Source organism: Flavobacterium collinsii, from assembly GCF_902804485.1.
GTDB lineage: Bacteria > Bacteroidota > Bacteroidia > Flavobacteriales > Flavobacteriaceae > Flavobacterium > Flavobacterium collinsii.
The window spans coordinates 58,156-81,945 of sequence record NZ_CADCST010000067.1 but is presented as its reverse complement, the minus strand read 5'-3'; the positions used below and the strand labels follow the sequence as shown (position 1 = coordinate 81,945).

Here is a 23,790-nt window from a genome sequence, read left to right as displayed (position 1 = left end):
GATTACTATTTTTTAAATCAGTAAGATATAATTATAGGGATATTACTCTTCTTTAGAAGTTTCTTTAGCCGTTTCGGCATGAATATCTTTGAATTCCTCGTACCATTTTTCGACAGAAGGATAAACGAAAGCTGCTACTTTTTTAACCGGATTGTAAAAAATGGAATGATCTAATGTTTCTTTTTTAGCAAAAGTATTATTGAAATTGATTTTCTCAAAAAGAGCAATAAAAATACTCATGATCAGAATGGTTTTTAAAATTCTGAAAAAGCCTCCGCCCAGTTTATTGGCCCATCCCAGAAAAGCAAAATCGGCAATTCCGGTAAGAATCTTAGCTAAGAAATAAACACCTATAACGACTAAAATAAAAGTCAGAATGAAAGCAGTAATTTGTATCGTATTCGGATTCCATGAAACGTGTTTCATGATAAGTTCTTTCATAAAAGAAGAGAATTTAATGGCGATATAAATTCCCAACAATAAAGAAATGAAAGAAGCAACTTCAACAAAAAGCCCGTTTTTAATTCCTTTATATAAACTAAAAGCTAAAAGAGCGGCCACAATTATATCAAAAAAACTCATATTTTGGTGTGTTTAAAAAAGCGCAAAGATATACTTTTTTAGGTTCGGAGGTTCAGAGTGGCAAAGCTTCAGCCGTTTTTTGGAGCTCTCTTTTTCTGTGTGTTTAATTTTTTTAGGTGCAATGTATTGAACTGTGTATCTTTGCAACTCAAAATTTAGAGTTAGGATTGTAATTCTGTCCCCTTCAGAATTGAATTTTTCAACAATCTAAGATCTAAAATCAACAATCTAAAATCATACAATGTCCAGAGATACACAACTAAAAGAGCGATGGGAAAAGCTCGTCGATATACTGTCTAATCAATTTTCGCAAGGCGAAGACTTAGATTTAGATGCCATAATTTATTTAATTGGAGTTCAGGAACTCGGGAAAGTACATCGTGAATTCAAAAAAGATGAAAAATTAAACCTGATGCACATCGCCATTTGTCGATTATTAGAACCATACGGGTTTTATGAATTTGACTTTTTTGATGCCGACGGATGGCCACATTATAAAGTAAAAGAAGAATTACCGTCGTTGAAAGCGGGAGAACAATCGGTTTTGATGAAAGAAGCCATTGTGAATTATTTTTTAGAAAGAGAACTGATAGAGTAGTTTTTAGTCCCAGTCTCAGTTTTCAGTTCAATTGAGACTGAAAACTGAGACTGAGACTGTATACTTTCAACTAAAATTACGTAAATTTGCACCTTCAAAGCAAGACCGATGATAGACAAGATAAAAGAACATATAGAGGAAGCTAAGGCCTTTAATGATAAAAATAAAGAATCTTTAGAGCAATTCCGTATTAAGTATTTAGGAAGTAAAGGTTTGTTGAAAGAGCTTTTTACAGAGTTCAAAAACATTCCAAACGACCAGAAAAAAGATTTTGGACAGGTAATAAATACTTTGAAATCGGTTGCCGAAGAAAAAGTAAGAGTTATTCAGGAAGAGTTGGAAAGCAAACAAGAGGTAAAAGGAGTTTTTGGCGATTTAACACGTGCGGCTGAACCGGTAATTATTGGTTCACGTCACCCGATTTCAATCGTTAAAAATCAGATTATTGATATTTTTGCGAACATTGGTTTCAATGTTTCTGAAGGTCCGGAAATCGAAGACGACTGGCATAACTTTACCGCTTTGAACTTACCGGAATATCATCCGGCACGTGATATGCAGGATACTTTTTTCATTCAGACGAATCCGGATGTGCTGTTGCGTACACATACATCATCTGTTCAGGTGCGTTATATGGAAAATCATAAACCGCCGATTCGCACAATTTCTCCGGGACGTGTATTTCGTAACGAAGCGATTTCGTCACGTTCACACTGTATTTTTCATCAGGTAGAAGGTTTGTACATTGACAAAGATGTTTCATTTGCTGATTTGAAACAAACCTTGCTTTATTTTACGAAAGAAATGTTCGGAAAATCTAAGATTCGTTTACGTCCGTCCTACTTTCCGTTTACAGAACCAAGTGCCGAAATTGATATTTATTGGGGTCTAAAAACCGAAACCGATTACCGTATCACTAAAGGAACAGGATGGCTGGAAATTGGAGGTTGTGGAATGGTAGATCCAAATGTTCTTAAAAATTGCGACATCAATCCTGACGAATTCAACGGTTTTGCTTTCGGAATGGGAGTAGAGCGTATCGCGATGTTACTGTATCAAATTGGCGATATTCGTATGTTTTACGAGAATGATGTTCGTTTCTTAGAGCAGTTTAAGGCCAATATTTAAAAATAAAGTTATTAGTAAATAGTGATTAGTGAGAAGTCTTCTTTCTAATCACTATTTATATTTTACGAATTACTAAGATTATGAAAAAAGACATAACAATACCGGAAGTAGAAAACGTATTTCTTGCAGCAGTACAAGAGTGGAGCGATGACTTTATGGAAAAAGTATGGTACGCTTACCTGGTAAACGACAGTGATTTTAACCTGGACAGCGTGATGGTCGTTTCAAAAGCATTTGGAACAATCGATGGAGAGATGAAAAAAACGTCCGTTTTACGTCATGCATTTGTTGAGGTTCCTGCAGTTTCGGTTGTGAAAATCGAAATGGTAGAAAAGAGCTTACTGGTGTTGAACAACGAATTTATGGTGACGTTCTTTATTGGAAATACTTTGTACGACAAGAAATTTACTTTTAAATCAAACCTAATCAACGAAAATGATACGGAGGAAGTGCCTATTTTGTTTGTTGAAGGAGTTATGGTGAAGTAGGTAGAACGGAGATTTGTAGAGGCAAGAGAATAGAGGCAAGAGCAAAGATGCAAGAATATAGAGAATAGAATATAGAGAATAGAATATAGAGTAAAGACTATAGAAGCTAGAAGCGAGGGTTTAAATTTCTCTATATTAAAATAAAAAAGAGTCAAGATGAATTTTAATTCTGTCCTGACTCTTTTTTTTTATCTGGCAAAAACAAGTTCACAATCTATAATCTTGCATCTTTGCTCTTGTCTCTATACTCTATTCTCTATACTCTTGCCTCTATAAATCTATCTTCTCTAAAAAGAAAACTAATCCAAAGACTCTGTTAATTTTTTGAAAACCGATTTGGCATCTTTTCCTTCGTATAAAACAGCGTAAACAGCATCGATAATTGGTGTTTTTGCACCATAGCCCTGATTTAGTTTATAAGCGCTTTTAGTGGCGTAATAACCTTCGGCAACCATACTCATTTCCATCATGGCACTTTTTACTGTATAGCCTTTACCAATCATGTTTCCGAACATTCTGTTTCGCGAGAACACAGAATAACCTGTAACCAATAAATCACCTAAATAAGCTGAATCATTAATGTTACGTTTCATTTTGTGAACTTTTCGGATAAACTTTTTCATCTCGCGAATTCCGTTACTCATCATAACCGATTGAAAGTTGTCTCCATAACCTAAACCGTGTGCAATTCCTGCTGCGATAGCGTAGATGTTTTTAAGCATTGCTGCATATTCGGTACCAATAATATCATCAGAAATTTTGGCTTTGATGTAATTTCCGGATAAATGTTTTGCGACAACATGTGCTTTATCAGGATCACCGCAAGCGATTGTTAAATACGAAAGTCGCTCTAATGCTACCTCTTCAGCGTGACATGGGCCCGTAATTACACCAATGTTATAGTACGGAATGTCGTATTGAATGTGAAAATGTTCTCCAACGATCAAACTCGTTTCAGGAACAATTCCTTTAATTGCCGAAAAGATGATTTTGTCTGCCAGTGAAACCGTTAAGTTTTTTAATTCTCCATCTAAAAAGGCAGATGGAATAGCAAAAATCACATAGTCGGCATAAGCGACAGCTTCATTAATATTGTTGGTCAGTTTAAGTTTTGTAGTGTCAAATTCAACCGAACTTAAGTAGTTTGGATTGTGTTTGTATTTCTGAATGTGCTCGATAGCAGCATCGTTACGCATGTACCAGGCAATTTCTGAAAGATTTACACATAACATCTTTGCAATTGCTGTTGCCCAGCTTCCTCCTCCAATTACTGCAAATTTTAAATTTTCGCTCATTATTTTAATAATTTAAAGCAAAAGTACTTAATAATGTAGTAATAATACAAAATCTCATTTAAGAAATTTAGAAACCACTATTAAATGCAATGGTTTACAGAAGGTTTTAAATTTAAAAATTAAATATTTTTCGGTATGCACAATAAAAAGACAATCAATACGTTGTAACTATTTATAAATTAGAATTTAATGAGTTTAGCAAGAATTGAGTTAGTTAATTTTGTTTTAGTATTGTAAAAAGGCGTTCCTCGAAAGTGAGAACGCCTTTTTTGTAAAATTCCAAATGAGCTTAAAATTGGAATTTGGATTTTTTTATTTGGGACTTATGTTTTAGTAGCTCATTTCAACAATCGATTTTACTTTTTCCAGCGTAATCAATTGTTTTTCTCCAAGACCTTTCCAGCCTCTTTCGTTAAAACGATTTACGATAAAATCGGCTGTTTTGCTGTAATCGTCAGTGTATTGTGAGAGTTTAGTGTCCATTCCCATAGTATGGAAAAAGTCAACGGTTTTATCGATTGCTTCTTTTGCAACTTCATCGTCAGAACCCGTTAAGTTGAAAATTCTCCTGCCGTACTGTGCCAGCTTTTCTTTTTTGGTATCAAACATTATTTGGTACAAACTTGGTCCGATAATCGCCAACGTTCTGGCATGATCAATTCCGTATAAAGCTGTTAATTCATGACCAATCATATGTGTAGCCCAGTCAGAAGGAACTCCTTTTTGAATGAGTCCGTTTAAAGCCATTGTACAGCTCCACATAAAATTGGAAGCCAAAGCATAGTCGGTTGGATTTTCGACTACTTTTGGACCAACTTCAATTAAGGTTTGCAAGATTCCTTCGGCAATTCGGTCTTGCAAATATCCTTCATGCGGGTAGGTCAGGTATTGCTCCATTACGTGTGTATACGCATCCACAACACCATTTTGCAATTGTCTTTTTGGTAATGAGGCAATTACAGTTGGGTCACAAATTGAAAATTTAGGAAAAAGGGCACTTCCGCCAAAAGCCAGTTTTTCCTGTGTTGCTTCGATAGTAACAACAGCTCCTGAATTCATTTCGCTTCCCGTTGCAGGTAAAGTCAAAACAGTTCCAAAAGGCAGAGCGTTTTCTTTAATAAGCAAACGTTTTTGTAAAATATCAATCGGATCTCCGTCGAAATTCACAGCTGCTGAAATGAATTTCACACCGTCGATTACAGAACCACCGCCGACAGCTAAGATGAAATCAATTTTTTCAGCTTTTATAACAGCAACCGCTTTCATTAAAGTTTCGAAATGCGGATTGGGTTCGATTCCGCCAAATTCTACAATATCATAACCTTTTAAGTTATTGATGACTTGTTCGTGAATTCCATTTTTAAAAATACTTCCACCACCATAGGCCAGCAAGATTTTGGCATCTTTAGGAACCAAAGTAGAAAGTTTTTCAATTTGTCCTTTTCCGAAGATTAAATTCGTCGGATTGTATAATTCAAAGTTTAGCATTTTTTTAGAGTTTCTAAGATGCTAAGGTTATGAGGTACTAAGTTTTTTTGTTTATGATCGTAGTAATTCATAACCTTAGGATCTTTGTTGTTTTAATTGTTTTATTTTTAAGTTTCTGAGGTGCAGTGGTACTAAGGTTCTAAGTTTTTTTGTTAAGTACCTAAGAACCTTAGTACCTCAGCACCTTTCTTACTTTAACTGTTGTAATAATTTTCCGGCTACTAATTTAGATGAAGCAGGGTTTTGTCCGGTGATTAAAAGGCCATCTTCCACAGCATACGGTTGCCAGTTGGCTGCTTTCGAAAAGGTAGCTCCATTTTTTGTCAAAGCATCTTCCAATAAGAACGGTACTACTTTGGTTAAACCCACCGCTTCTTCTTCGGCATTTGTGAAACCGGTTACTTTTTTGCCTTTTACTAAAAATTCGCCTTTAACTTTTACGTTTTTTAAAACTGCAGGAGCGTGACAAACAAAAGCAACTGGTTTTTTATGGGTATAGAAAGATTCGATTAAAGCAATCGAGTTTTTGTCTTCTACCAAGTCCCAAAGAGGTCCATGACCTCCTGGATAAAAAACTGCATCATAATCTTTTTGGTTGATGGTTGAAAGTTTGTGCGTGTGTTTTAATTTTTCCTGTAAAGTTTTATCGGCATCAAAACGTTTAGTGTCTGCAGTTGCCGATGCCGGATCGGCACTTTTAGGATCAATTGGTGGCTGACCTCCTAAAGGTGAAGCAATCGTAATCTCGACCCCCTGATCTAATAATTCATAATAAGGTGCAGCAAATTCTTCTGACCAAAATCCGGTTTTCTCTCCGGTATTCCCCAGTTTATCGTTGCTGGTTACAACAAATAGTACTTTTTTGGCACTTTTTTTTGTTGATTTTTGAGCTATAGCCGAGATGCTAAAAGCACTAAAGGCTATAATCGTAAGTAAGGTTATCTTTTTCATAAGTTTAAATTTTGATCAAATTTACGGTTAAAGTGATATCAGTAAAAATAAAATAAACTATGTTTGTTATAAATATATTTATGTCATGGTGAATCTGGAGTGGTACAGAACCTTTAAGGCTGTATATAAAAACGGAAATTTTTCTATCGCTGCAAAAGAGTTATTTATGAGTCAGCCTGCAGTTAGCCAGCAAATCTCAATGCTGGAAGCACATGTTGGGAATAAATTGTTTAATCGAAAGTCAAAAGGCGTAGAACCAACGGAATACGCTAAGTTACTCAATAATTTAATCATAGACGCACTTGACCGGCTTGAGAATGTAGAGAGTACTTTTCGCGCAAAAGCAGAGGATGCTACCCGATTAATTTCGGTTGGTATTTCGAAGAATCTTTTTAATTGTATTGGAAATCTGTTGATTTCTAAGTTTGATTTAATCGATTTTACTTTTGCAGAAAATGATGTGCTCTTTGAGTTAGTTGATGCTAAAAAACTTGATTTTGCAATAACCACAAAAAGATATGATACGTTTGATACAATCTATGAAATTGTGGGTAAAATTAAGCTCATAATGGTGGCGCCGACAAGTTTGGATGCCTCTGAATTTCGTCAGAAATTAAAATCAGATAATTATACAGGGGTAGAACAGTGGCTCAATGAGCAAAAGTGGTACAGTCACGATGCGAGAATTCCGCACATAAAATTATTCTGGCTGCATGCCTTTAATAAAAAAAGGCCATCAATGGTGCCCAATTACATTATTCCGTCAGAATCTGAAATGCTCCGCATGTTATCCGATAATGAAGGAGTGGCTATAACCTGGAATTGTAATGCTAGAAAATATATCAAAGAGAATAGATTGCAATTGTTGTGGAACAGTTTTCATGTACCGGAAGTATATGTGTTTGTACTGACCGCTAAAAACAGTAATTTGAATTCGTTTTTTGAAATTATTTCCAAAGAATTAAAATTATTTTTTGGTAACAGATTATGACAGAAATCATTGTTTTCTGTATTTTTAAAGAATAATTTTGGGAGATAAATTCTTAATATTTTTAAAAATGAAAAAGATCGTATCAATTTTAATGCTTGCCCTGGTATTTTATACGGCTAACTCTTGTAGCAAACATGACGACGAGGTGATTATAGATTGTCTGGGAGAAGCGATTTTTGTAAAATTACACAATTCTACAGATGCTACTAATCCAAAATTAATGAACTATTCTGTTGGATATAGCGGAACCGGAACTTTAGTTGGTGTAAAGTGGACATTTGGAGACGGTACAACCGGAACCGGAACTAGTACTACTCATATTTACCCGGCGGCAGGAACTTATGAAGTTAGTGCAGAGGTTACTGTTGCAAAAAATGGTGCAGATTGTACTTCTATTCCAAAACGAACAGTAACAATAAACTAGGCAGTTCGAAAGAAAGAACATATTGATGAGAGTTAGTTTTATGATTTATTGCTTAGGCGATAGATTATAAAATTGGCTCTCATTCGTTATATTTGTGAGATATGATTTTTTAGATATGGAGAATTTTCAAAATATTCGAATTGCGGTTGATGCCATTGTGTTTGGATATAAGAACAACAGTTTGTATGTACTTTTAATTGAGCAAAAGTTTGGCTCTGCCGAAAAGTATTGGGCTCTACCAGGTGGTTTAGTAAAGCACGATGAATCTTTAAGTGAAGCGGTTATTAGAGAGCTGCACGAAGAGACCAATGTTCAGCTTACTTATATGGAGCAGCTATATACTTTTGGAGATGATATTAACAGAGATTCCAGAAATCGTGTGATTTCGGTTGCTTATTATGCTTTAGTAGACGCTTCAAGTCTGGAAATTAAGGCAGATACCGATGCCGAACGTGTACAATGGTTCAAAATAGATCAGATTCCCTCTCTGGCTTTCGATCATAATTTAATCGTAAAAACTGCTATAGCAAGATTAAAAGCAAAACTGACTTATGAACCGGTTGGTTTCGATTTACTTCCGCAAGAGTTTTTGTTTTCGGATCTGGAAAATCTTTATTGTACCATTTTAGAGAAAGAAATTGACCGACGAAATTTTAGAAAGAAGATACTTAGCTATGGTTTTTTAGATCAAACAGATCATTTTTCGCCTGTTAAAAGCGGTCGCCCCGCAAAACTTTTTAAGTTCAATGATTTGAAATATAAAGAGTTAACAGAAAAGGGGTTTCACTTCGAAATAAAGTTTGCGTAAATTTTACACAAAATAAATTGTTTAATAAATATATTGATCTATATTTGCGTATAATTAACGCAAACTAAAAAGCTATGATACTTAATTTAGACCCAAAATTCACTCCAATTCTTAATAAAGAAGAAATAAAATTCCAAAGCTTTACATTTTCAGGAGGAGAGCCTCATATCAAAATTAACCCTGATTTTGACACTACACAAAAAGTAACCATTACACACCGGTTAAATTCATTCAACGATTTAGGTTTATTGTGCATCACAGTAGACGCATTACGTAGAATGGAGGTTAAAGTAATTGATCTGTTCATTCCGTACTTCCCGGCAGCAAGACAGGATCGTGTCATGATTAAAGGCGAATCTTTATCAGTAAAAGTATATGCAGATATTATTAATACACTTCAGTTGAATAAAGTGTTTGTTTTTGATGCGCACTCTGAGGTTACTTCGGCATTGGTAAACAACTGCGAAGTCATCCCAAACCACACTTTTATTCAGCAAGTTTTGAAGTTAATCGGTGAAAACGTAAAATTAATTTCGCCGGATGGTGGCGCTTTGAAGAAAATCTACAAAGTTTCTGAGTTTCTTGGCGGTATTGATGTGGTAGAATGCAGCAAAAGCCGTGATGTAAAAACCGGAAGATTATCTGGTTTTAAAGTATACGAAGACGATCTAAACGGAATGGATTGTTTAATTGTGGATGATATTTGTGATGGAGGAGGAACTTTCGTTGGATTGGCTGAAGAATTAAAAAAGAAAAATGCCGGAAAATTATACTTGGCCGTAAGCCACGGAATATTCAATAAAGGTTTTGAAGTTTTAAATTGCTTCGATGCTATTTTTACCACCAATTCCGTAAAAGATTTCGAAGGCGAAAGCGTTCAGGTGATTGGATTGGATCAATTAGTTTAAATAAATTCAGGTTTCAGGTTTCAAGCTATGTAGCAAATCTCAATCCTGAAACGAAAAAACAAAGAACTTACTTCTTTGTTTCAATAATAGAAAAAATGAAATACAATATAGAAAATATAACTCCGGAAAGTAAATTTTTATTTTTCTGGGGACACCAACCCAATAAAGACGGAAGCATCTCTAAAACCTGTTTTAGTCAATGGTGGTTAAGTTCTTTTGAAGTAGAAAAAGTAACTTATAAAACTGCCGAACATTGGATGATGGCCAAGAAAGCCGAATTGTTTAAAGATGATGAGGTTTTGCCGAAAATCCTTCAGGCAAAATCCCCTGCGGAAGCCAAAAAGTTAGGAAGAGAGGTAAAGAATTATAATGAAACGCTTTGGTTAGCTGCCAGATTTGACATTGTGAAAGAAGGCAATTATCATAAATTCAATCAGAATCCAGAGCTAAAAACTTTTTTACTAAATACAAACGATAGAATTATTGTAGAAGCCAGCCCGGTTGATGCCATTTGGGGAATTGGTATGGCTGGTGACCACAAAGATGTTTTGAATCCTGCTAAATGGAAAGGCTTGAATTTGTTAGGTTTTGCTTTGATGGGAGTTAGGGATGAATTGAGAAAGGTATAGGATTATTGAAAGAGAGCTTAAAGACTAAAGACATGAATGAAAAAACAGCAAAAAGCGTGAGTAAATTTCTGAGTCTGGTGCTTCGGCATTCACCGGAAACTATCGGTTTAAGATTAGACGAGAACGGTTGGACAGATGTTGAAGAATTGATTCTAAAATGTAATAATAGAGGAAGTCAAAATCAAATGACTGCTGAACTTTTAGATTACGTGGTAGAAAATAATGATAAAAAACGTTTTGCTTTTAATGAAGATAAAACGAAAATCAGAGCAAGTCAGGGACATTCCATTTCGGTTGAATTAAATTTAGATGAAACCGAACCTTCAGAGTTTTTATACCACGGAACAATTGGAAAGTTTATGGAAAGCATAAAACGTGAAGGCTTACAAAAAATGAGCCGTCAGCACGTACATCTTTCTAAAGACAAGGAAACTGCCATAAAGGTGGGAAGCAGGCGAGGCGTTCCGGAGATTCTGACCGTAAGAAGCGGTGCCATGTACAGAGACGGATTTAAATTTTATTTGTCCGAAAATAATGTTTGGCTAACTGCTGAGGTTCCGGCAAAGTATATAGAATTTAAATCGTAAAAGCATCAGGCGCCATTTTTAAATTATAAAACACAACTCATTATGATACTAGAAGCAGCAATAGGTGACGCATACGGTGCAGGTTTTGAATTTCGGGATTTAGATTTTATTGCGCAAAACAACCATTTAACGCAGTATCACAAACACGGACTTTATACTGAAATTTACAAACGTTATACAGACGATACCCAAATGGCAATTGCCATTTCAGAATTGTTATTAGAAGAGGATAATTGGAACGAAATCAAAGTAGCAGATAAGTTTGTTGAGGTATTTCATAGAGATAAAAGAAGAGGGTACTCGGATAGAGTTTACAATGCTTTGGACGCCAGTAAGAGCGGAATTGATTTTATCAAGATAATCGATAAAGGAAGTAGTGGAAACGGTTCTGCCATGAGAGCTTATAGTATTGGCTACTTAAGGGATATCGATCAATTGATGCAGTTCTGCGAAATTCAGGCAAGAACTTCCCATTATACAGTCGAAGGGATCAGTTGTGCGAAGCGTATTGCGTTGGCGGTTCACTACTTTAAATACAATTTAGGGGATGGATCAACCCTGATCCCATTTTTGAATGAAACGCTAAAGGAAAATGAAACCTATAGGATTACTTCGCCAATTGATATGCACGGTTATCCAACGACGCAAGCGGTCATTAAAATCGTTTCGGAAGCCACTTCTATGAAAGATTGCTTAAAAACGAGTATAGATTACGGTGGAGATACAGATACGGTTGCCGCCTTATGCATGGCGATTTTGAGTAACAAAGAAAACTGCGATAAAACCTTGCCTGCATTTTTGTATGAAGGTTTAGAGAATGATACATTTGGAAGAGACTTTCTGATAAAATTAGATGCGGCTCTCGATAATAAGTTTAATTAAATCATGAAAAGAACCTTTGTTTTTGGGGATATTCACGGGGGATTAAAAGCATTAATTCAATTATTGGAAAGAATGGATTGTTCAGAAAAGGATCGGTTTATTTTCCTGGGAGACTATGTAGACGGCTGGAGTGAATCAAAAGAAGTAATTGATTTTCTTATTGATCTATCTGAAAAACAGGAGTGTATTTTTATCAAAGGAAATCATGATGTCTGGTGTCAGGAATGGTTAGAGGATGAGGTTATAAACGATATTTGGTTTTTGCATGGAGGAAAATCGACTATAGAAAGTTATGTCGGTATTGAACGTTCAGAAAAAGAAAAACATCGTCAATTTTTCAATACTATGAAAGATTATTTTGTAGACGAAAACAACAACTTATTCATTCATGCCGGTTTTTCATCGATGCATGGTCCGGAGAAAGAACATTACAAAACCAATTATTCGTGGGATAGGACGCTGTGGGAAATGGCTTTGACAATGGATAAGAGAATTCAGAAAAATTCGCTTTCTTATCCGAAAAGATTATTACTTTACAATGAGATTTATATTGGTCACACGCCAACCCTTCATTACAATATAGAGATTCCAATGCAAGGCTGTAATGTGTGGAATGTTGATACCGGAGCTGGTTTTTATGGTAAATTAAGTTGTCTTGATGTTGAAACAAAAGGATATTGGCAAAGTGATGTCGTACAACAGCTTTATTCAAATGAAAAAGGAAGAAATAAATAATTTAAAAAATAACTAAGAAATTTTATGAACCCACTATTATTAACCGACGGTTACAAAGTTGACCACAGAAGACAATATCCGGATAAAACCACATTGGTATACTCCAACTGGACACCAAGAAAATCAAGAATCGAAGGTTTGGAAGAAGTTGTGTTTTTCGGATTGCAATATTTCATCAAAAAATATATTATTCATGATTTTGAGACTGATTTTTTTAAACAGCCAAAAGAAGAAGTTATTAAAAAATACGCGCGCAGAATCAATAATTATCTGGGTGAAAATCAGGTTGGAACCAAACATATTGAAGATTTACATGATTTAGGATATATTCCGATGGTTTTTAAAGCGTTGCCCGAAGGTGTTAGCGTGCCATTAAGAGTACCCATGTTTACGATGTACAATACGCTTCCGGAGTTTTTCTGGCTAACTAATTATTTTGAAACCTTATTGTCTGCAGTAGTATGGCTGCCTTGTAACTCTGCTACGATTGCTAAAGAATATCGAAAAGTATTGGACAAATTTGCCGACGAAACATCATCAGTTCCTGAATTTGTTGACTGGCAGGCACATGATTTTTCGATGAGGGGAATGGGTGGAATTGAAGCAGCAATTACTTCCGCTGCCGGACATTTGTTGAGCTTTACAGGTTCAGATACCATTCCGGTAATTGACTTTTTTGAAGAATATTACAAGGCTAATTCAGATACCGAATTAATCGCAGGTTCGGTTGCGGCAACAGAGCATTCCGTAATGTGTATGGGAACGACCGAAGGTGAATGTGAAACGTTTAAAAGGTTAGTGACAGAAGTTTATCCAAAAGGGATCGTTTCTATTGTTTCTGATACCTGGAACTTATGGAAAGTGCTTACCGATTATTTGCCTCGATTAAAAGAAGATATAGTTGCAAGAGAAGGTAAGGTAGTGATTCGTCCTGATAGTGGAGATCCGGTAGATATTATTTGTGGTAATCCAAACGGAAAAACAGAAGAAGAGAAAAAAGGGGTAATTGAGCTGCTTTGGGATGTTTTTGGAGGTACAGTTAATGCAAAAGGATTTAAAGAGCTTATTCCTCAAATTGGTGCTATTTACGGGGATAGTATTACAGTAGACAGAGCAACTCAGATTGGGGAAAGATTAAAAGAAAAAGGTTTTGCTTCTACCAACGTTGTTTTGGGAATTGGTTCATTCACGTACCAATACAACACCAGAGATACATTTGGTTTTGCGATGAAAGCCACTTATGGAGAAGTTGACGGAGAAGGAAGAGCTATCTTTAAAGATCCAATAACAGATGATGGAACTAAAAAATCAGCCAAAGGATTAATGAAAATTGATTTAATTGATGGTGTATATCATCTAACGGATAATGTTTCCTGGGAAGAAGAAAAACAAGGCGAATTGAAAGAAGTTTTCAGAGACGGGAAACTTCTAGTAGAGCAGTCGCTAAGTGAGATTCGAACAAGAGTGAAAAGCGCAGTAAACGTTGAAGTATAAAAACAAGAAAGCCTGAATTTTTAAATTCAGGCTTTTTTTTGCTCTTTGTTTGTGATTTCGACCGAAGGGAGAAATCACACCAGAAACTCTACGATCAAAATCGTCAATCTTTGTCGAATCACACTAATTTTTATTTCTTATAAAAATTATTGTGATCAATATACTCCCAAACTTTTGGAGGTAATAAAGGCTGAATATTTTTTCCTTCTTTGATACTTTTTCGAATAAAAGTAGCAGAAATCTCTACAACCGGAGCATCAATTATATGAATGTTGGGATGTGATTTCAAAGCATTAGGTTGCTCTTCTTCTAAAAGATTAATTGTTGTTTTTTCCTCAAGTCTTGGATAAACATAAATTTCATAATGTTCTAAAAGAACCTCGTAGTTTTTCCATTTATGAAGCGTTTTCAAGTTGTCTTCGCCCATAATTAAAGAGAAGTCATGCGTTGGATACTTTTCATGCAAATGAACCAACGTATTGACGGTATAATTGGGTTGGGGTAATTTGAACTCTATGTCTGAGGGTTTTATTTTCGGATAATCTTCCGTAGCTAAATAAACCATTTGCAAACGTTGATGATCGTCTAATAGGGTAGACTTCTTTTTGAGCGGATTGTGTGGTGTAACGACCATCCATATCTGGTCTAAATCGGCAAACTCGGCCATATGGTTGGCAATAATTAAATGACCAACATGAATGGGATTATACGTTCCGAAATAAAGGCCTATTTTCATAATTGAAGTAACTAGTAATTAGTAATTAGTAAAAAGTGATTAGTCTTTTAGTGTCTTAGAAAAAGCATTAATCATCTTTGATTCTTCTTCAATTTGATTTAAAATTTCTTTATAAAGAGTTTGACTAGTTATAAAACCAAGATCATTTGCAATTATTAATTGAGTTTCAATCTCGAATAATGAGCCTCTAGAAATATTTAAAAAATGACTAAAAGATTTATCTGTATTTCTGCCATAACCTTCTGCTATATTTGATGGGATGGATACAGAAGCTCTTTTTAATTGACAAGTTAAAGCAAATAGTTCTTCTTTTGGAAATGATTTTACTAGCTGATAAATCAGAGAAACAATTTTAATTCCTTTCTGCCAAATCAATAAATCTTTATAAGATTTTATTCCATTCATTTTCATGCTATTTACTAATTACTCTTCACTAATCACTTAGAAACAAAATCTTTTACCAATTGATACGCTTCTTCTTTAGCGGTATCCAGATCGTAATTTTTGATAATCGTATCAAATTGCGGAGCGGTTGCCAGTTCAACCGAAGCTTTTGCAATTCGCATGTTTATTTTGTCATCACTTTCTGTAGAACGTTGTTTTAGTCGACGTTTTAGTTCGTCAACACTTGGAGGTTTTACAAATACAGCCAAAGTTTGTTCGGGAAATTTGTGCTTGATACGTAGTCCGCCCGCAACATCAATATCAAAAATGACATTTTTTCCTAAAGCCCAGATTCTTTCAATTTCTGATTTTAAAGTGCCATAAAAGTTGTCACGATATACTTCTTCCCATTCCAGGAATTCCTCTGCTTTAATGTGTTTTTTGAATTGTTCCAACGAAATAAAATAATAATCCTTTCCGTGTTCTTCCTCTCCGCGTGGTTCGCGTGAAGCTGCCGAGATTGAAAATTCTAAATTTAAATCTTCTTTCCCTAATAAATGCTTTACTATAGTTGTTTTTCCCGATCCCGAAGGTGCTGAGAAAACAATTAATTTTCCTTTGTTCATTAATTTATGCTTTAGGCTTTAGGCGGTACGCTTTAAGCTCACTTACTCTATGTTTTTTTGCTTATAGCCTAACGCTTAAGGCTTACAGCTTTTAAAGTACATTTAAAACCTGTTCTTTAATCTTTTCCAGTTCATCTTTCATCATTACCACCAATTTTTGCATTTGTGCATGATTCGATTTTGAACCCATGGTATTGATCTCACGACCCATTTCCTGAGTGATGAATCCTAGTTTTCTACCATTGGCTTCAGTACCTTTAATAGTTTCAAGGAAATAATCTAAGTGATTGGTTAAGCGAACTTTTTCTTCGGTAATATCAAGTTTCTCCAGATAATAAATCAATTCCTGCTCAAAACGATTTTCATCCACATTTACTTTCAATTCCGAAATAGCAGTTTGTAAACGGTCTTTGATTGCTTTTATACGTTCCGGATCAAGTGCCAGAGCGTCGTTCATATATTGACGGATATTCGATATTCTAAGATTGAATTCTTTCTCAAGAGATTCGCCTTCGTCTTTTCTGAAAGTCAGAATGTTCTCTAGAGCTTCCTCAATGATCACCTGGATTTGCTCCCAATCATTTTCGTCAATTTCTTCACGTTCTGTTTTTAGAGTGTCAGGCATGCGAACAGCCATCTTCATTAATTCAGTTTCGTCGGCATCGGGGTAAACTTCTCTTAGTTGAGCAATGTAGTTTTTTACAACAGGAACATTTACTTTAGTTGAGGTTTGTTCAGAAGTACTTTCAATGTAAATTCCGAAATCAATTTTTCCTCTTTCTAGTTTGGTAGAGATTTGAGTTCTTAAGCCTAATTCCATCTCGCGGTAAAGTGAAGGCATTCTAACATTTAAATCTAAACCTTTGCTATTTAAGGATTTTACTTCAACGGTAATTTTTTTTGTAGGCAATTGCAAAGAAGCTTTGCCAAACCCTGTCATAGATTGTATCATATAATTGAGTATAAAGGCGCAAAGATAAATAAAAGTTTGCAGTGTTTGGCTGTAAAATGGTAAAGTGTTAAGAGTAAGGTTTTTTTAAATTTTTTGTCAAAAAAACACAAATTTTCATAAATACCGGAGCTTGTAAATCTAAATTTCACGAAACACAAGTTTGAAACAGAGTTGAGAAAGTTAAATGGCATGTAATTAGTGAAAATTTGTGCAATTTGGGGCTAATTTTTTTAGCCTAAAGCTTTCATTACCTGTAATATGTTTTGCTGGCTGTTTCCGATATAAATTTTGCCATCAATGATAAAAACCGGACGGCTTATGAATGTATAGTGTTCCAGAATGTATTTTTTATAATCATCCTCAGTTAGAGATTTGTTTTTTAAATCCATCGATTTGTACAATTGTGCTTTCTTGCTAAACAAAGCCTCATAACTTCCGGCAAGTTTGTACATCTCTTCAAGCTCTTCGGCTGTAATAGGGTTTTGTTTGATATCGTGAAAAACCAGATTGTTGTCTTTGGGTAAGCCTTTAATAATTTTTCGGCAAGTGTCGCAGGAAGCTAAGTAGTATATTTTGTTCATAATTTTAAATTTAAGAGACTACAAAGAAAATTCATTTGAAACTTAAAATTGCCTAATTTTAGAAAAAAAATAAATATATGAACTCAGTTTTTGAAGTGCAAAAGACCATCAGGGAGATTCTTTTGAAAGTTTTAGACAATCATTCATTAGAACAGTTAAATAAAATTCCACCGGGATTTAAGAATAATATTATTTGGAATATCGCACATTGCGTTGCTTCACAGCAGGCTTTGGTTTATAAGTTATCAGGCTTGCCGGTTACTATTTCTGAGGAGTTCATTGCTAAATATCGAAAAGATACTAAACCGGAAGGGGACGTGTCGCAGGCAGAAGTCGATGAAATACGAACGTTGCTATCGACTACTTTAGAGCAAGTTGAGAATGATTTCGCTGCAGGTATTTTTGTTGATTACAATGAATACACCACTAGCTTAGGATATACCTTGAAAAATATAAATGGTGCTTTAGATTTTAATAATTATCACGAAGGGGTTCATACTGGAATTGTAATGAGTCTCCGAAAGTTTGTTTAGACCTTAAAAATACAACAAACCCGACAGATTTTTAAAGCTGTCGGGTTTGAATATTAAAATTTCATTACTCTATTATAGTTTCAATAGTTACTTTCATGGCACCACTTCCTTTGCTTTTAGTGATTTCCATAAAGGCTCTTTTGGATAAATCTAGTTCTCTTGTTCTAACAAATGGACCACGATCTGTAACTTTTACAATTACAAATTTTCCATTGGCTTCATTTGTAACTTTTATTCTTGTTCCGAAGGGAAGCTTCTTATGTGCTGCGGTATACGCACTATTACTGAATCGGCTTCCGTTGGCTGTTTTTTTACCATTAAAACGGTCAGCGTAATAGGAGGCATGCGCATTTTTTTTGTATGGTTTTAATTTTAAACCTTTGTCTGTAAAAACAGAATCAGTTGGTATTGCAATTAAATTAGGTCTGGCAGTTTTGACAGTGTCCTGAGTGATTTTAGGTTCAGTTGCAGGCTTTGTTTGACTTATGACATAGGTAAAACAACTTAAAAAAGTTATAGTAAGTGAAGTGAGTAAAATATATTTTTTATTTCTCATGTTTTATTTTTTTTCAGACTTGGGGAGTTTGTACAAATAATATGCCGAGATAAAAAAAGCCCTAATTCTAGGGCTTTAATTGGTTTTTTTTAGAACCATAGGTTCCAAGGGATTCTACTTAAAATAAGTAATAATCCTAATCCGTAAAATATAGCAAATGTTTTAAACTTCGCTTCGCTATTTACCAATTTTTTATGTTTAGACCATCCGATTGTGATCAAAATGATAGCAATAATGTTGATTAAAGGGTGCTCTAAAGAAGTAAGTCTAAGTGCTGCATTAGACATTTGTCCAAGGACAGCTATTCCTTTAGGAGATACAAAATAAAGAATAAGACCAATCAATAACTGTGTATGAGTTCCGATCAAAGCAAACAGTGCAATTTTGCGGTCTTTGCCTGTAAAGTCTTTTTTAGAAGTAAGACCGATGATGGCATTTACAACTGCAATTAGTAAAAGCAACAGTGCTAAATAAGCCCAGCCTGAATGGAATTTTTGTAAAAAATAGTACATAAATTAGATTTTTTGATAAAACAAATATAACAAAAAAGGGCATAAAAAAAGCGGCATCAGACTAAAAGTCAATGCCGCTTTTCGTATTTATTTAGATTCTAAATATTAGAAATCGTAACGTAGAGAGAAGTTCCATGTTCTTCCGAAACCAAAGTAAACCTGGTTTACGTTCGCAACTCCATTGTAAAGCATTCCATTAGAAGCATAAGTTCCTTTTGAACCTGCTGGTTGACCAGAAGCTACCGGAAGGTTGTCGTCAGCAAAAGTATTAGTTCTTGACTCAGCAATGTAAATTTTGTCTAATACGTTGTTTACGTTTAATCTGAAGTTAACCGATTTGTCTTTGTTTTTTCCAGTTAACATTTTGTATGAGAAACCAGCATCCATCAAACCATAAGAAGGCAATTGTAATGCTCCTTTGTTTGTTGCAGATGTAAAGCTAGTTGGGTTAATTCCTGCGTACAAATTGTCATTAAAGTTATAGTTAGCATCAACAGTTACTCTTGTTAAAACTTCATAAGAAGCTCCTAAAGAGGCAGTCATTTGTGCAGCGTCACCTACTTTTACTTTATCCATATAAACTGTAGTTCCTTGGAATCCTGGTACAGGCGAGTTGTCTGCTTGGAAGTAAGCGTTAACAGTTGCGTTTCCTTTGTATTCCCAGATACCATAAGAGAACATTCCTGTTACTTTTAATCTTTCTGTGATATTAGAAGATCCTTCAAATTCAATTCCTGAGTGAACTTCGTTAAGTCCTAAGAACTCTGTGTAAGTTGAGTTTGCAGGAGTTGCAGGAGTAGTTGGAAGTGCATTACCTTTTAAGTATCTGTCGTTCCAAGTTGTGTTGTAAACGTTTACTGTAGCATTGAAGAATCTAGAACGGAAACCGTATCCAGCTTCAAATCCAATAATTTTCTCGTTAGTAAGGTTAGGGTTTACTGTTGATCTGTTGTTTGGATAAACAGAGTTAAAGAAAGGTTGTTTTGAATAATATCCAGCGTTTACATATACGTTGCTTTTTTCGCTAATGTTATAGTTAGCTCCTGCTTTTGCATTACCACCTAATAAGTTTTTGTAAGGAGTAGAAGCTAATGGGTCAGTTGGTAAATAAACGAAGTCATCTTCTCTTTTGTATCCTTGTTGAGAAATTGCTCCCTGAACAAATGCTGTTAGGTTGTCTTTAGAATACTCTAATTGAGTAAATAAACCATACCATTTTACATTACCAGTACTGTTGAAAGATACTTTGTCGTATTTTCTATTCTGGAAAACATTCCATTGAACATCAGTGTTATAAGTGTTAGTTAGCTGTCTTCCGTTTGGTTTTTGACTAGCAATAAAGTTGTCAAAATACTCACCACCACCTAATAAATCATTTACAACAGTAAAGTGGTATCCTTTATAAGTTCTTCCGTCAAAACCGAAATCTAAAGTTAAGGTATTAGAAAGTTTCTTGTTTAAGTTGATTACTGCACCAAACCAGTCATGAGAGTTGATAGATGACGTTTGTGAGATACCAGATGTATTCATATTTGTGCTTGGATTGTAATTTGCTACATCTGAACCTGCATTAAAGTATGAACTGTTTTGGTAAACTCCACCAATTTTTTGTCTTGTTTGAGGTCCTGTAAAACCTGCGATAGTAACTGGTTTTCCAGAGTTGTAAGCATAAATTTTATCATAGTCTACTAAACCGTCAGCAGTTCTGAACGCTATAGCGTCATTGTATCCTTTTCCTTTAATTCCTCCGGTTGCACTAGCTCCTGCACCACGACCCATAGAAGCGTAAACAACAGAAGAAAGTTTTGTAGTTTCGTTGATTTTATAATCCCAGTTGAAAGACGCTACCGGTTTGTGGTAGTAGTTTTTTCTGATATTGTATTCCTCACCATTCAGATATCCTGCGTCAGCGTTGTATCTGATATTTGGTTCGTTATTTCTACCATATTGTTGGTAAGTTGCGATTGTAGAAACTGTAGATCTTTGGTTGTGCCATTGTGGAGCACCTGTTACCGTAAGTTGAAAGTCATGTTTTCCACTTTTGCTGCCGTATCCTAAAGCAACATAGTAGTTAGCTCCTTCAAATTGAGTTCCGTTGATATACCCGTCTCCCATTGTTTTAGATAACAAAATAGATGCAGAGAGACCGTTTTCTAATTTTCCAGTATTGTATGAACCTTGAATTTTGAAATTTCTACCGTTTCCGAAACCAGAAGAAAAAGATCCTCCTTCTTTTCTATCAGAAGCTTTAGTTACAATGTTGATCGTTCCTCCTACAGAAGGAGTTGCAAGTTTAGATGCTCCTAAACCTCTTTGTACCTGCATAGCAGATGTAACATCTGAAAGACCAGCCCAGTTACTCCAGAAAACAGAACCATTTTCCATGTCGTTAACTGGCATACCATTGATCATAACAGCAATATTGTTTTGAGTAAAACCACGAATATTGATTCTGGCATCTCCAAAACCACCACCTGCTTTAGTTACATAAACAGAAGGAGTGTTTCTTAAGATCTCTGGAAATTCCTGAGTTCCAAGTTTTTCCTGGATTTCAGCAGCTTTAATAGTTGAAACCGCTACAGGAGTTTTTCTGTCTTTTGCGATGTCAACGATTGTACTTTTTACAACAATTTCGCTTAATTCATTAGAATTAGAAGTCAAAACAATTGTTCCTAGATTAGTAGTTTGACCATTTTTAACTGAAAATCTAAGAGTTAAGTTCTCGTAACCTAAAAAAGAAATAACGATTTCTCCTGTACTTGTTGTTGCATTAAGAGTAAATTTACCGTCAAAATCTGTAGAAGTAGCAACTGTTGATCCTTTGATCACAACGTTTGCTCCCGGAAGTGAACCCACTCCGTCGGTAATCATACCGGAAATTTTTCCTTGAGAAAATGCGGTTGAAACTATCATGAACAATAGTCCAGTAAGTAACCAATTTTTCATTGTCTTCATTTGTTAATTAGTTTATTGTTTTTGGCAAAATTATAACAATTTAATCAGATAGTGTTATCAAAATGTTAAGAAAATTAACTTTTATATAATGTGTTGCGTATTAAAATGATTTTTCTATTTTTTGTTAGATAAAATGTGGTTTTTTTAAATTTTCAGACATTAATTTTGTTAAAATCGTAATGATCCTAGTGGTCTTGTAGTGCTAAACTTGCAAGAACAGGTAGTTTGGTTTGTTTTTAAGGTTTATATGTATGAAAAAACGCCTTAATTTTTATTAAATCAAGGCGTTTCAGTATGTTGCGTAATGAGACTTCTGGTGGTTTTATTTGTTTTTCAAAAAGTGATTTAACAAAAATGAAGTCGAGCTATCATGATTTTTTACCGTCTTTGTGTTAATTTCATCCAGAATTGAATTTGCCAGTTGTTTTCCTAATTCCACTCCCCATTGATCATAACTGAAAATATTCCAGATAATACCTTGTACAAAAATTTTGTGTTCGTATAAAGCGATTAATGATCCCAGGCTTTTTGGGGTTAGTTTTTGTATTAAGATTGTATTTGTTGGTTTGTTTCCGGTGAAAACTTTAAATGGTAGTAAGTAAGATGCTTTTTCTGCAGTTAATCCTTGTTTGTCAAATTCGGTCTGAACCTGTGCAGCGGTTTTACCGTTTAGTAAAGCTTCTGTTTGAGCAAAGAAGTTTGACATCAATTTGTTGTGATGATCCTCGTTTCCGTATAATGGTTGAACGAATCCGATAAAATCTGTCGGAATCAATTTTGTGCCCTGATGAATCAATTGGAAAAAAGCATGTTGAGAATTCGTTCCCGGTTCTCCCCAGATGATAGTTCCGGTTTGGTAGTTAACCGGTTTTCCATCACGACCAACACTTTTTCCGTTACTTTCCATTGTGGCCTGTTGTAGGTAAGGAGCAAGTTTTTGCAGGTATTGTGTATATGGAATTAATGCTTCGCTTTCAGCACCAAAGAAATTATTATACCAAATGCTTAACAATGCAAGAATCACTGGAATGTTTTCGTCGAATTCTGTCGATTTAAAATGCTCGTCCATTTCGTTCGCACCCTTCAATAAATCATTATAGTTGTCGAAACCAATTGCTAGACTAATGCTTAGTCCAACGGCACTCCATAAAGAAAATCTTCCTCCAACCCAATCCCACATTGGGAAAACATTGTCAGGATTAATTCCAAATTCGGTTACTTTTTGAATATTGGTAGAAACGGCAACAAAATGTTTCGCAATATCTTCCTGAGAAGCCGATTTCAAAAACCACTCTTTAATGGTTTCAGAGTTGGATAAAGTCTCCTGAGTAGTAAAAGTTTTAGAAACAATTAAGAACAATGTTGTTTCAGGATTTAATTTTTTAATTACTTCGTTTACGTGATCACCATCAACATTAGATACAAAATGAAGATTTAAGTGGTTTTTGTAAAATTGTAAAGCTTCAACTGCCATAACAGGTCCAAGATCAGAACCACCAATACCAATATTTACAACATCCGTAAAAGCTTTTCCGGTGAAACCTTTTCTTTCTCCCGAAATAACTTCATGACTAAATTGTTTGATTTTGTTTTTTACTTCGTAAACTTCCGGGATTACATTTTCGCCATCTACCTTAATAACTGCCGATTCCCGTGCGCGTAATGCAGTGTGTAAAACGGCTCTGTTTTCGGTTTGGTTGATGATTTCTCCCTCAAAATATTGTGAGATGGCTTCTTTTAATCCAATTGAGTTGGCTAATTCTAATAAAAGAGATATGGTTTCCTGACTAATGTTGTTTTTAGAATAATCAACAAGGAAGTCATTCCATTGTAAATTGAACTTTTCAACGCGCGTTTTGTCTTGTTGAAATAATTCTTGTATTGTTGTTTCGTGAATTGCGTTATAGTGGTTTTGTAGATTTTTCCACGCTTCAGTCCCAGTTGGGTTTGTTGTGTTTAAAGCCATT

The 23,790-nt window shown here is 35.0% G+C and carries 26 protein-coding genes; 13 read left to right on the top strand and 13 right to left on the bottom strand.

The window, feature by feature from the left end:
* Window positions 1–42: 42 nt before the first annotated feature.
* The gene (locus FLA105534_RS05820) at window positions 43–582 is read right to left on the bottom strand and encodes a CvpA family protein (RefSeq protein ID WP_173965094.1); all 540 of its coding nucleotides are present in this window, start codon (window positions 580–582) and stop codon (window positions 43–45) included.
* Between the two features lie 241 nt (window positions 583–823).
* On the opposite strand from FLA105534_RS05820, the gene FLA105534_RS05815 reads away from it, so the two are divergent.
* The 3 genes from FLA105534_RS05815 to FLA105534_RS05805 all read left to right on the top strand — a co-directional run bounded on the left by FLA105534_RS05815 (window position 824) and on the right by FLA105534_RS05805 (window position 2,796).
* Complete coding sequence (locus tag FLA105534_RS05815; RefSeq protein ID WP_173965093.1) at window positions 824–1,180, top strand: hypothetical protein; 357 nt, start codon at window positions 824–826, stop codon at window positions 1,178–1,180.
* A gap of 108 nt (window positions 1,181–1,288) precedes the next feature.
* Window positions 1,289–2,308, top strand: a complete 1,020-nt coding sequence (locus FLA105534_RS05810; protein WP_173965092.1) for a phenylalanine--tRNA ligase subunit alpha — start codon at window positions 1,289–1,291, stop codon at window positions 2,306–2,308.
* 80 nt (window positions 2,309–2,388) lie between these two features.
* Window positions 2,389–2,796 carry a hypothetical protein gene (locus FLA105534_RS05805; protein ID WP_173965091.1) on the top strand — a complete coding sequence of 136 codons (408 nt, stop codon included), beginning with the start codon at window positions 2,389–2,391 and terminating at the stop codon, window positions 2,794–2,796.
* A 299-nt stretch (window positions 2,797–3,095) separates the two neighbouring features.
* On the opposite strand, the gene FLA105534_RS05800 is transcribed toward FLA105534_RS05805, so the two are convergent.
* From FLA105534_RS05800 to FLA105534_RS05790, 3 genes are all read right to left on the bottom strand, one after another.
* Entirely contained in the window at window positions 3,096–4,091 is a 996-nt protein-coding gene (locus FLA105534_RS05800; RefSeq protein ID WP_173965090.1) for an NAD(P)H-dependent glycerol-3-phosphate dehydrogenase, read from the bottom strand.
* A 330-nt stretch (window positions 4,092–4,421) separates the two neighbouring features.
* On the bottom strand, window positions 4,422–5,579 hold the full coding sequence (locus FLA105534_RS05795) for an iron-containing alcohol dehydrogenase (protein WP_173965089.1): 1,158 nt from the start codon (window positions 5,577–5,579) through the stop codon (window positions 4,422–4,424).
* Between the two features lie 189 nt (window positions 5,580–5,768).
* A complete protein-coding gene (locus tag FLA105534_RS05790; RefSeq protein ID WP_173965088.1) occupies window positions 5,769–6,530 on the bottom strand; it encodes a type 1 glutamine amidotransferase domain-containing protein in 762 nt (253 codons plus the stop codon).
* Window positions 6,531–6,615: 85 nt separating this feature from the next.
* Between FLA105534_RS05790 and FLA105534_RS05785 the strand changes: the two genes are divergently transcribed.
* From FLA105534_RS05785 to FLA105534_RS05745, 9 genes are all read left to right on the top strand, one after another.
* Window positions 6,616–7,521 carry a LysR family transcriptional regulator gene (locus FLA105534_RS05785; protein WP_173965087.1) on the top strand — a complete coding sequence of 302 codons (906 nt, stop codon included), beginning with the start codon at window positions 6,616–6,618 and terminating at the stop codon, window positions 7,519–7,521.
* 67 nt (window positions 7,522–7,588) lie between these two features.
* On the top strand, window positions 7,589–7,945 hold the full coding sequence (locus tag FLA105534_RS05780) for a PKD domain-containing protein (RefSeq protein ID WP_026110082.1): 357 nt from the start codon (window positions 7,589–7,591) through the stop codon (window positions 7,943–7,945).
* Window positions 7,946–8,060: 115 nt separating this feature from the next.
* Window positions 8,061–8,753, top strand: coding sequence for an NUDIX hydrolase (locus FLA105534_RS05775; protein WP_173965086.1), 693 nt, complete (start codon window positions 8,061–8,063; stop codon window positions 8,751–8,753).
* Window positions 8,754–8,827: 74 nt separating this feature from the next.
* Complete coding sequence (prs, locus tag FLA105534_RS05770; RefSeq protein WP_173965085.1) at window positions 8,828–9,661, top strand: ribose-phosphate diphosphokinase; 834 nt, start codon at window positions 8,828–8,830, stop codon at window positions 9,659–9,661.
* Between the two features lie 95 nt (window positions 9,662–9,756).
* Window positions 9,757–10,290 carry an NADAR family protein gene (locus FLA105534_RS05765; RefSeq protein WP_173965084.1) on the top strand — a complete coding sequence of 178 codons (534 nt, stop codon included), beginning with the start codon at window positions 9,757–9,759 and terminating at the stop codon, window positions 10,288–10,290.
* A gap of 32 nt (window positions 10,291–10,322) precedes the next feature.
* Window positions 10,323–10,877: an RNA 2'-phosphotransferase gene (locus tag FLA105534_RS05760; RefSeq protein WP_173965083.1), complete on the top strand. Its 555-nt coding sequence runs from the start codon at window positions 10,323–10,325 to the stop codon at window positions 10,875–10,877.
* Between the two features lie 42 nt (window positions 10,878–10,919).
* On the top strand, window positions 10,920–11,759 hold the full coding sequence (locus FLA105534_RS05755) for an ADP-ribosylglycohydrolase family protein (RefSeq protein ID WP_173965082.1): 840 nt from the start codon (window positions 10,920–10,922) through the stop codon (window positions 11,757–11,759).
* A gap of 3 nt (window positions 11,760–11,762) precedes the next feature.
* The gene (locus FLA105534_RS05750) at window positions 11,763–12,494 is read left to right on the top strand and encodes a metallophosphoesterase family protein (RefSeq protein ID WP_173965081.1); all 732 of its coding nucleotides are present in this window, start codon (window positions 11,763–11,765) and stop codon (window positions 12,492–12,494) included.
* A gap of 24 nt (window positions 12,495–12,518) precedes the next feature.
* A complete protein-coding gene (locus tag FLA105534_RS05745; RefSeq protein WP_173965080.1) occupies window positions 12,519–13,988 on the top strand; it encodes a nicotinate phosphoribosyltransferase in 1,470 nt (489 codons plus the stop codon).
* Window positions 13,989–14,118: 130 nt separating this feature from the next.
* On the opposite strand, the gene nadD is transcribed toward FLA105534_RS05745, so the two are convergent.
* From nadD to FLA105534_RS05720, 5 genes are all read right to left on the bottom strand, one after another.
* Entirely contained in the window at window positions 14,119–14,724 is a 606-nt protein-coding gene (gene nadD / locus FLA105534_RS05740; RefSeq protein WP_173965079.1) for a nicotinate (nicotinamide) nucleotide adenylyltransferase, read from the bottom strand.
* A gap of 39 nt (window positions 14,725–14,763) precedes the next feature.
* Window positions 14,764–15,129, bottom strand: coding sequence for a four helix bundle protein (locus FLA105534_RS05735; RefSeq protein WP_173965078.1), 366 nt, complete (start codon window positions 15,127–15,129; stop codon window positions 14,764–14,766).
* Between the two features lie 32 nt (window positions 15,130–15,161).
* Window positions 15,162–15,734 carry a guanylate kinase gene (gene gmk / locus FLA105534_RS05730; RefSeq protein ID WP_173965077.1) on the bottom strand — a complete coding sequence of 191 codons (573 nt, stop codon included), beginning with the start codon at window positions 15,732–15,734 and terminating at the stop codon, window positions 15,162–15,164.
* A gap of 91 nt (window positions 15,735–15,825) precedes the next feature.
* The gene (locus tag FLA105534_RS05725) at window positions 15,826–16,686 is read right to left on the bottom strand and encodes a YicC/YloC family endoribonuclease (RefSeq protein WP_173965076.1); all 861 of its coding nucleotides are present in this window, start codon (window positions 16,684–16,686) and stop codon (window positions 15,826–15,828) included.
* Window positions 16,687–16,916: 230 nt separating this feature from the next.
* A complete protein-coding gene (locus FLA105534_RS05720; protein WP_173965075.1) occupies window positions 16,917–17,267 on the bottom strand; it encodes an arsenate reductase family protein in 351 nt (116 codons plus the stop codon).
* 77 nt (window positions 17,268–17,344) lie between these two features.
* Here FLA105534_RS05720 and FLA105534_RS05715 point away from each other — a divergent pair, with 77 nt between their 5' ends.
* Window positions 17,345–17,800, top strand: coding sequence for a DinB family protein (locus FLA105534_RS05715; RefSeq protein WP_173965074.1), 456 nt, complete (start codon window positions 17,345–17,347; stop codon window positions 17,798–17,800).
* 64 nt (window positions 17,801–17,864) lie between these two features.
* Here FLA105534_RS05715 and FLA105534_RS05710 read toward each other — a convergent pair whose 3' ends face one another.
* The 4 genes from FLA105534_RS05710 to pgi form a co-directional block, all read right to left on the bottom strand.
* Complete coding sequence (locus tag FLA105534_RS05710; RefSeq protein WP_173965073.1) at window positions 17,865–18,356, bottom strand: septal ring lytic transglycosylase RlpA family protein; 492 nt, start codon at window positions 18,354–18,356, stop codon at window positions 17,865–17,867.
* An 89-nt stretch (window positions 18,357–18,445) separates the two neighbouring features.
* Window positions 18,446–18,868, bottom strand: coding sequence for a hypothetical protein (locus tag FLA105534_RS05705; RefSeq protein WP_173965072.1), 423 nt, complete (start codon window positions 18,866–18,868; stop codon window positions 18,446–18,448).
* Between the two features lie 105 nt (window positions 18,869–18,973).
* Window positions 18,974–21,823 (bottom strand): TonB-dependent receptor, encoded by a 2,850-nt coding sequence (locus FLA105534_RS05700; RefSeq protein ID WP_173965071.1) that lies wholly within the window; start codon window positions 21,821–21,823, stop codon window positions 18,974–18,976.
* Window positions 21,824–22,145: 322 nt separating this feature from the next.
* A complete protein-coding gene (pgi, locus tag FLA105534_RS05695; RefSeq protein WP_173965070.1) occupies window positions 22,146–23,789 on the bottom strand; it encodes a glucose-6-phosphate isomerase in 1,644 nt (547 codons plus the stop codon).
* Window position 23,790 lies beyond the last annotated feature (1 nt).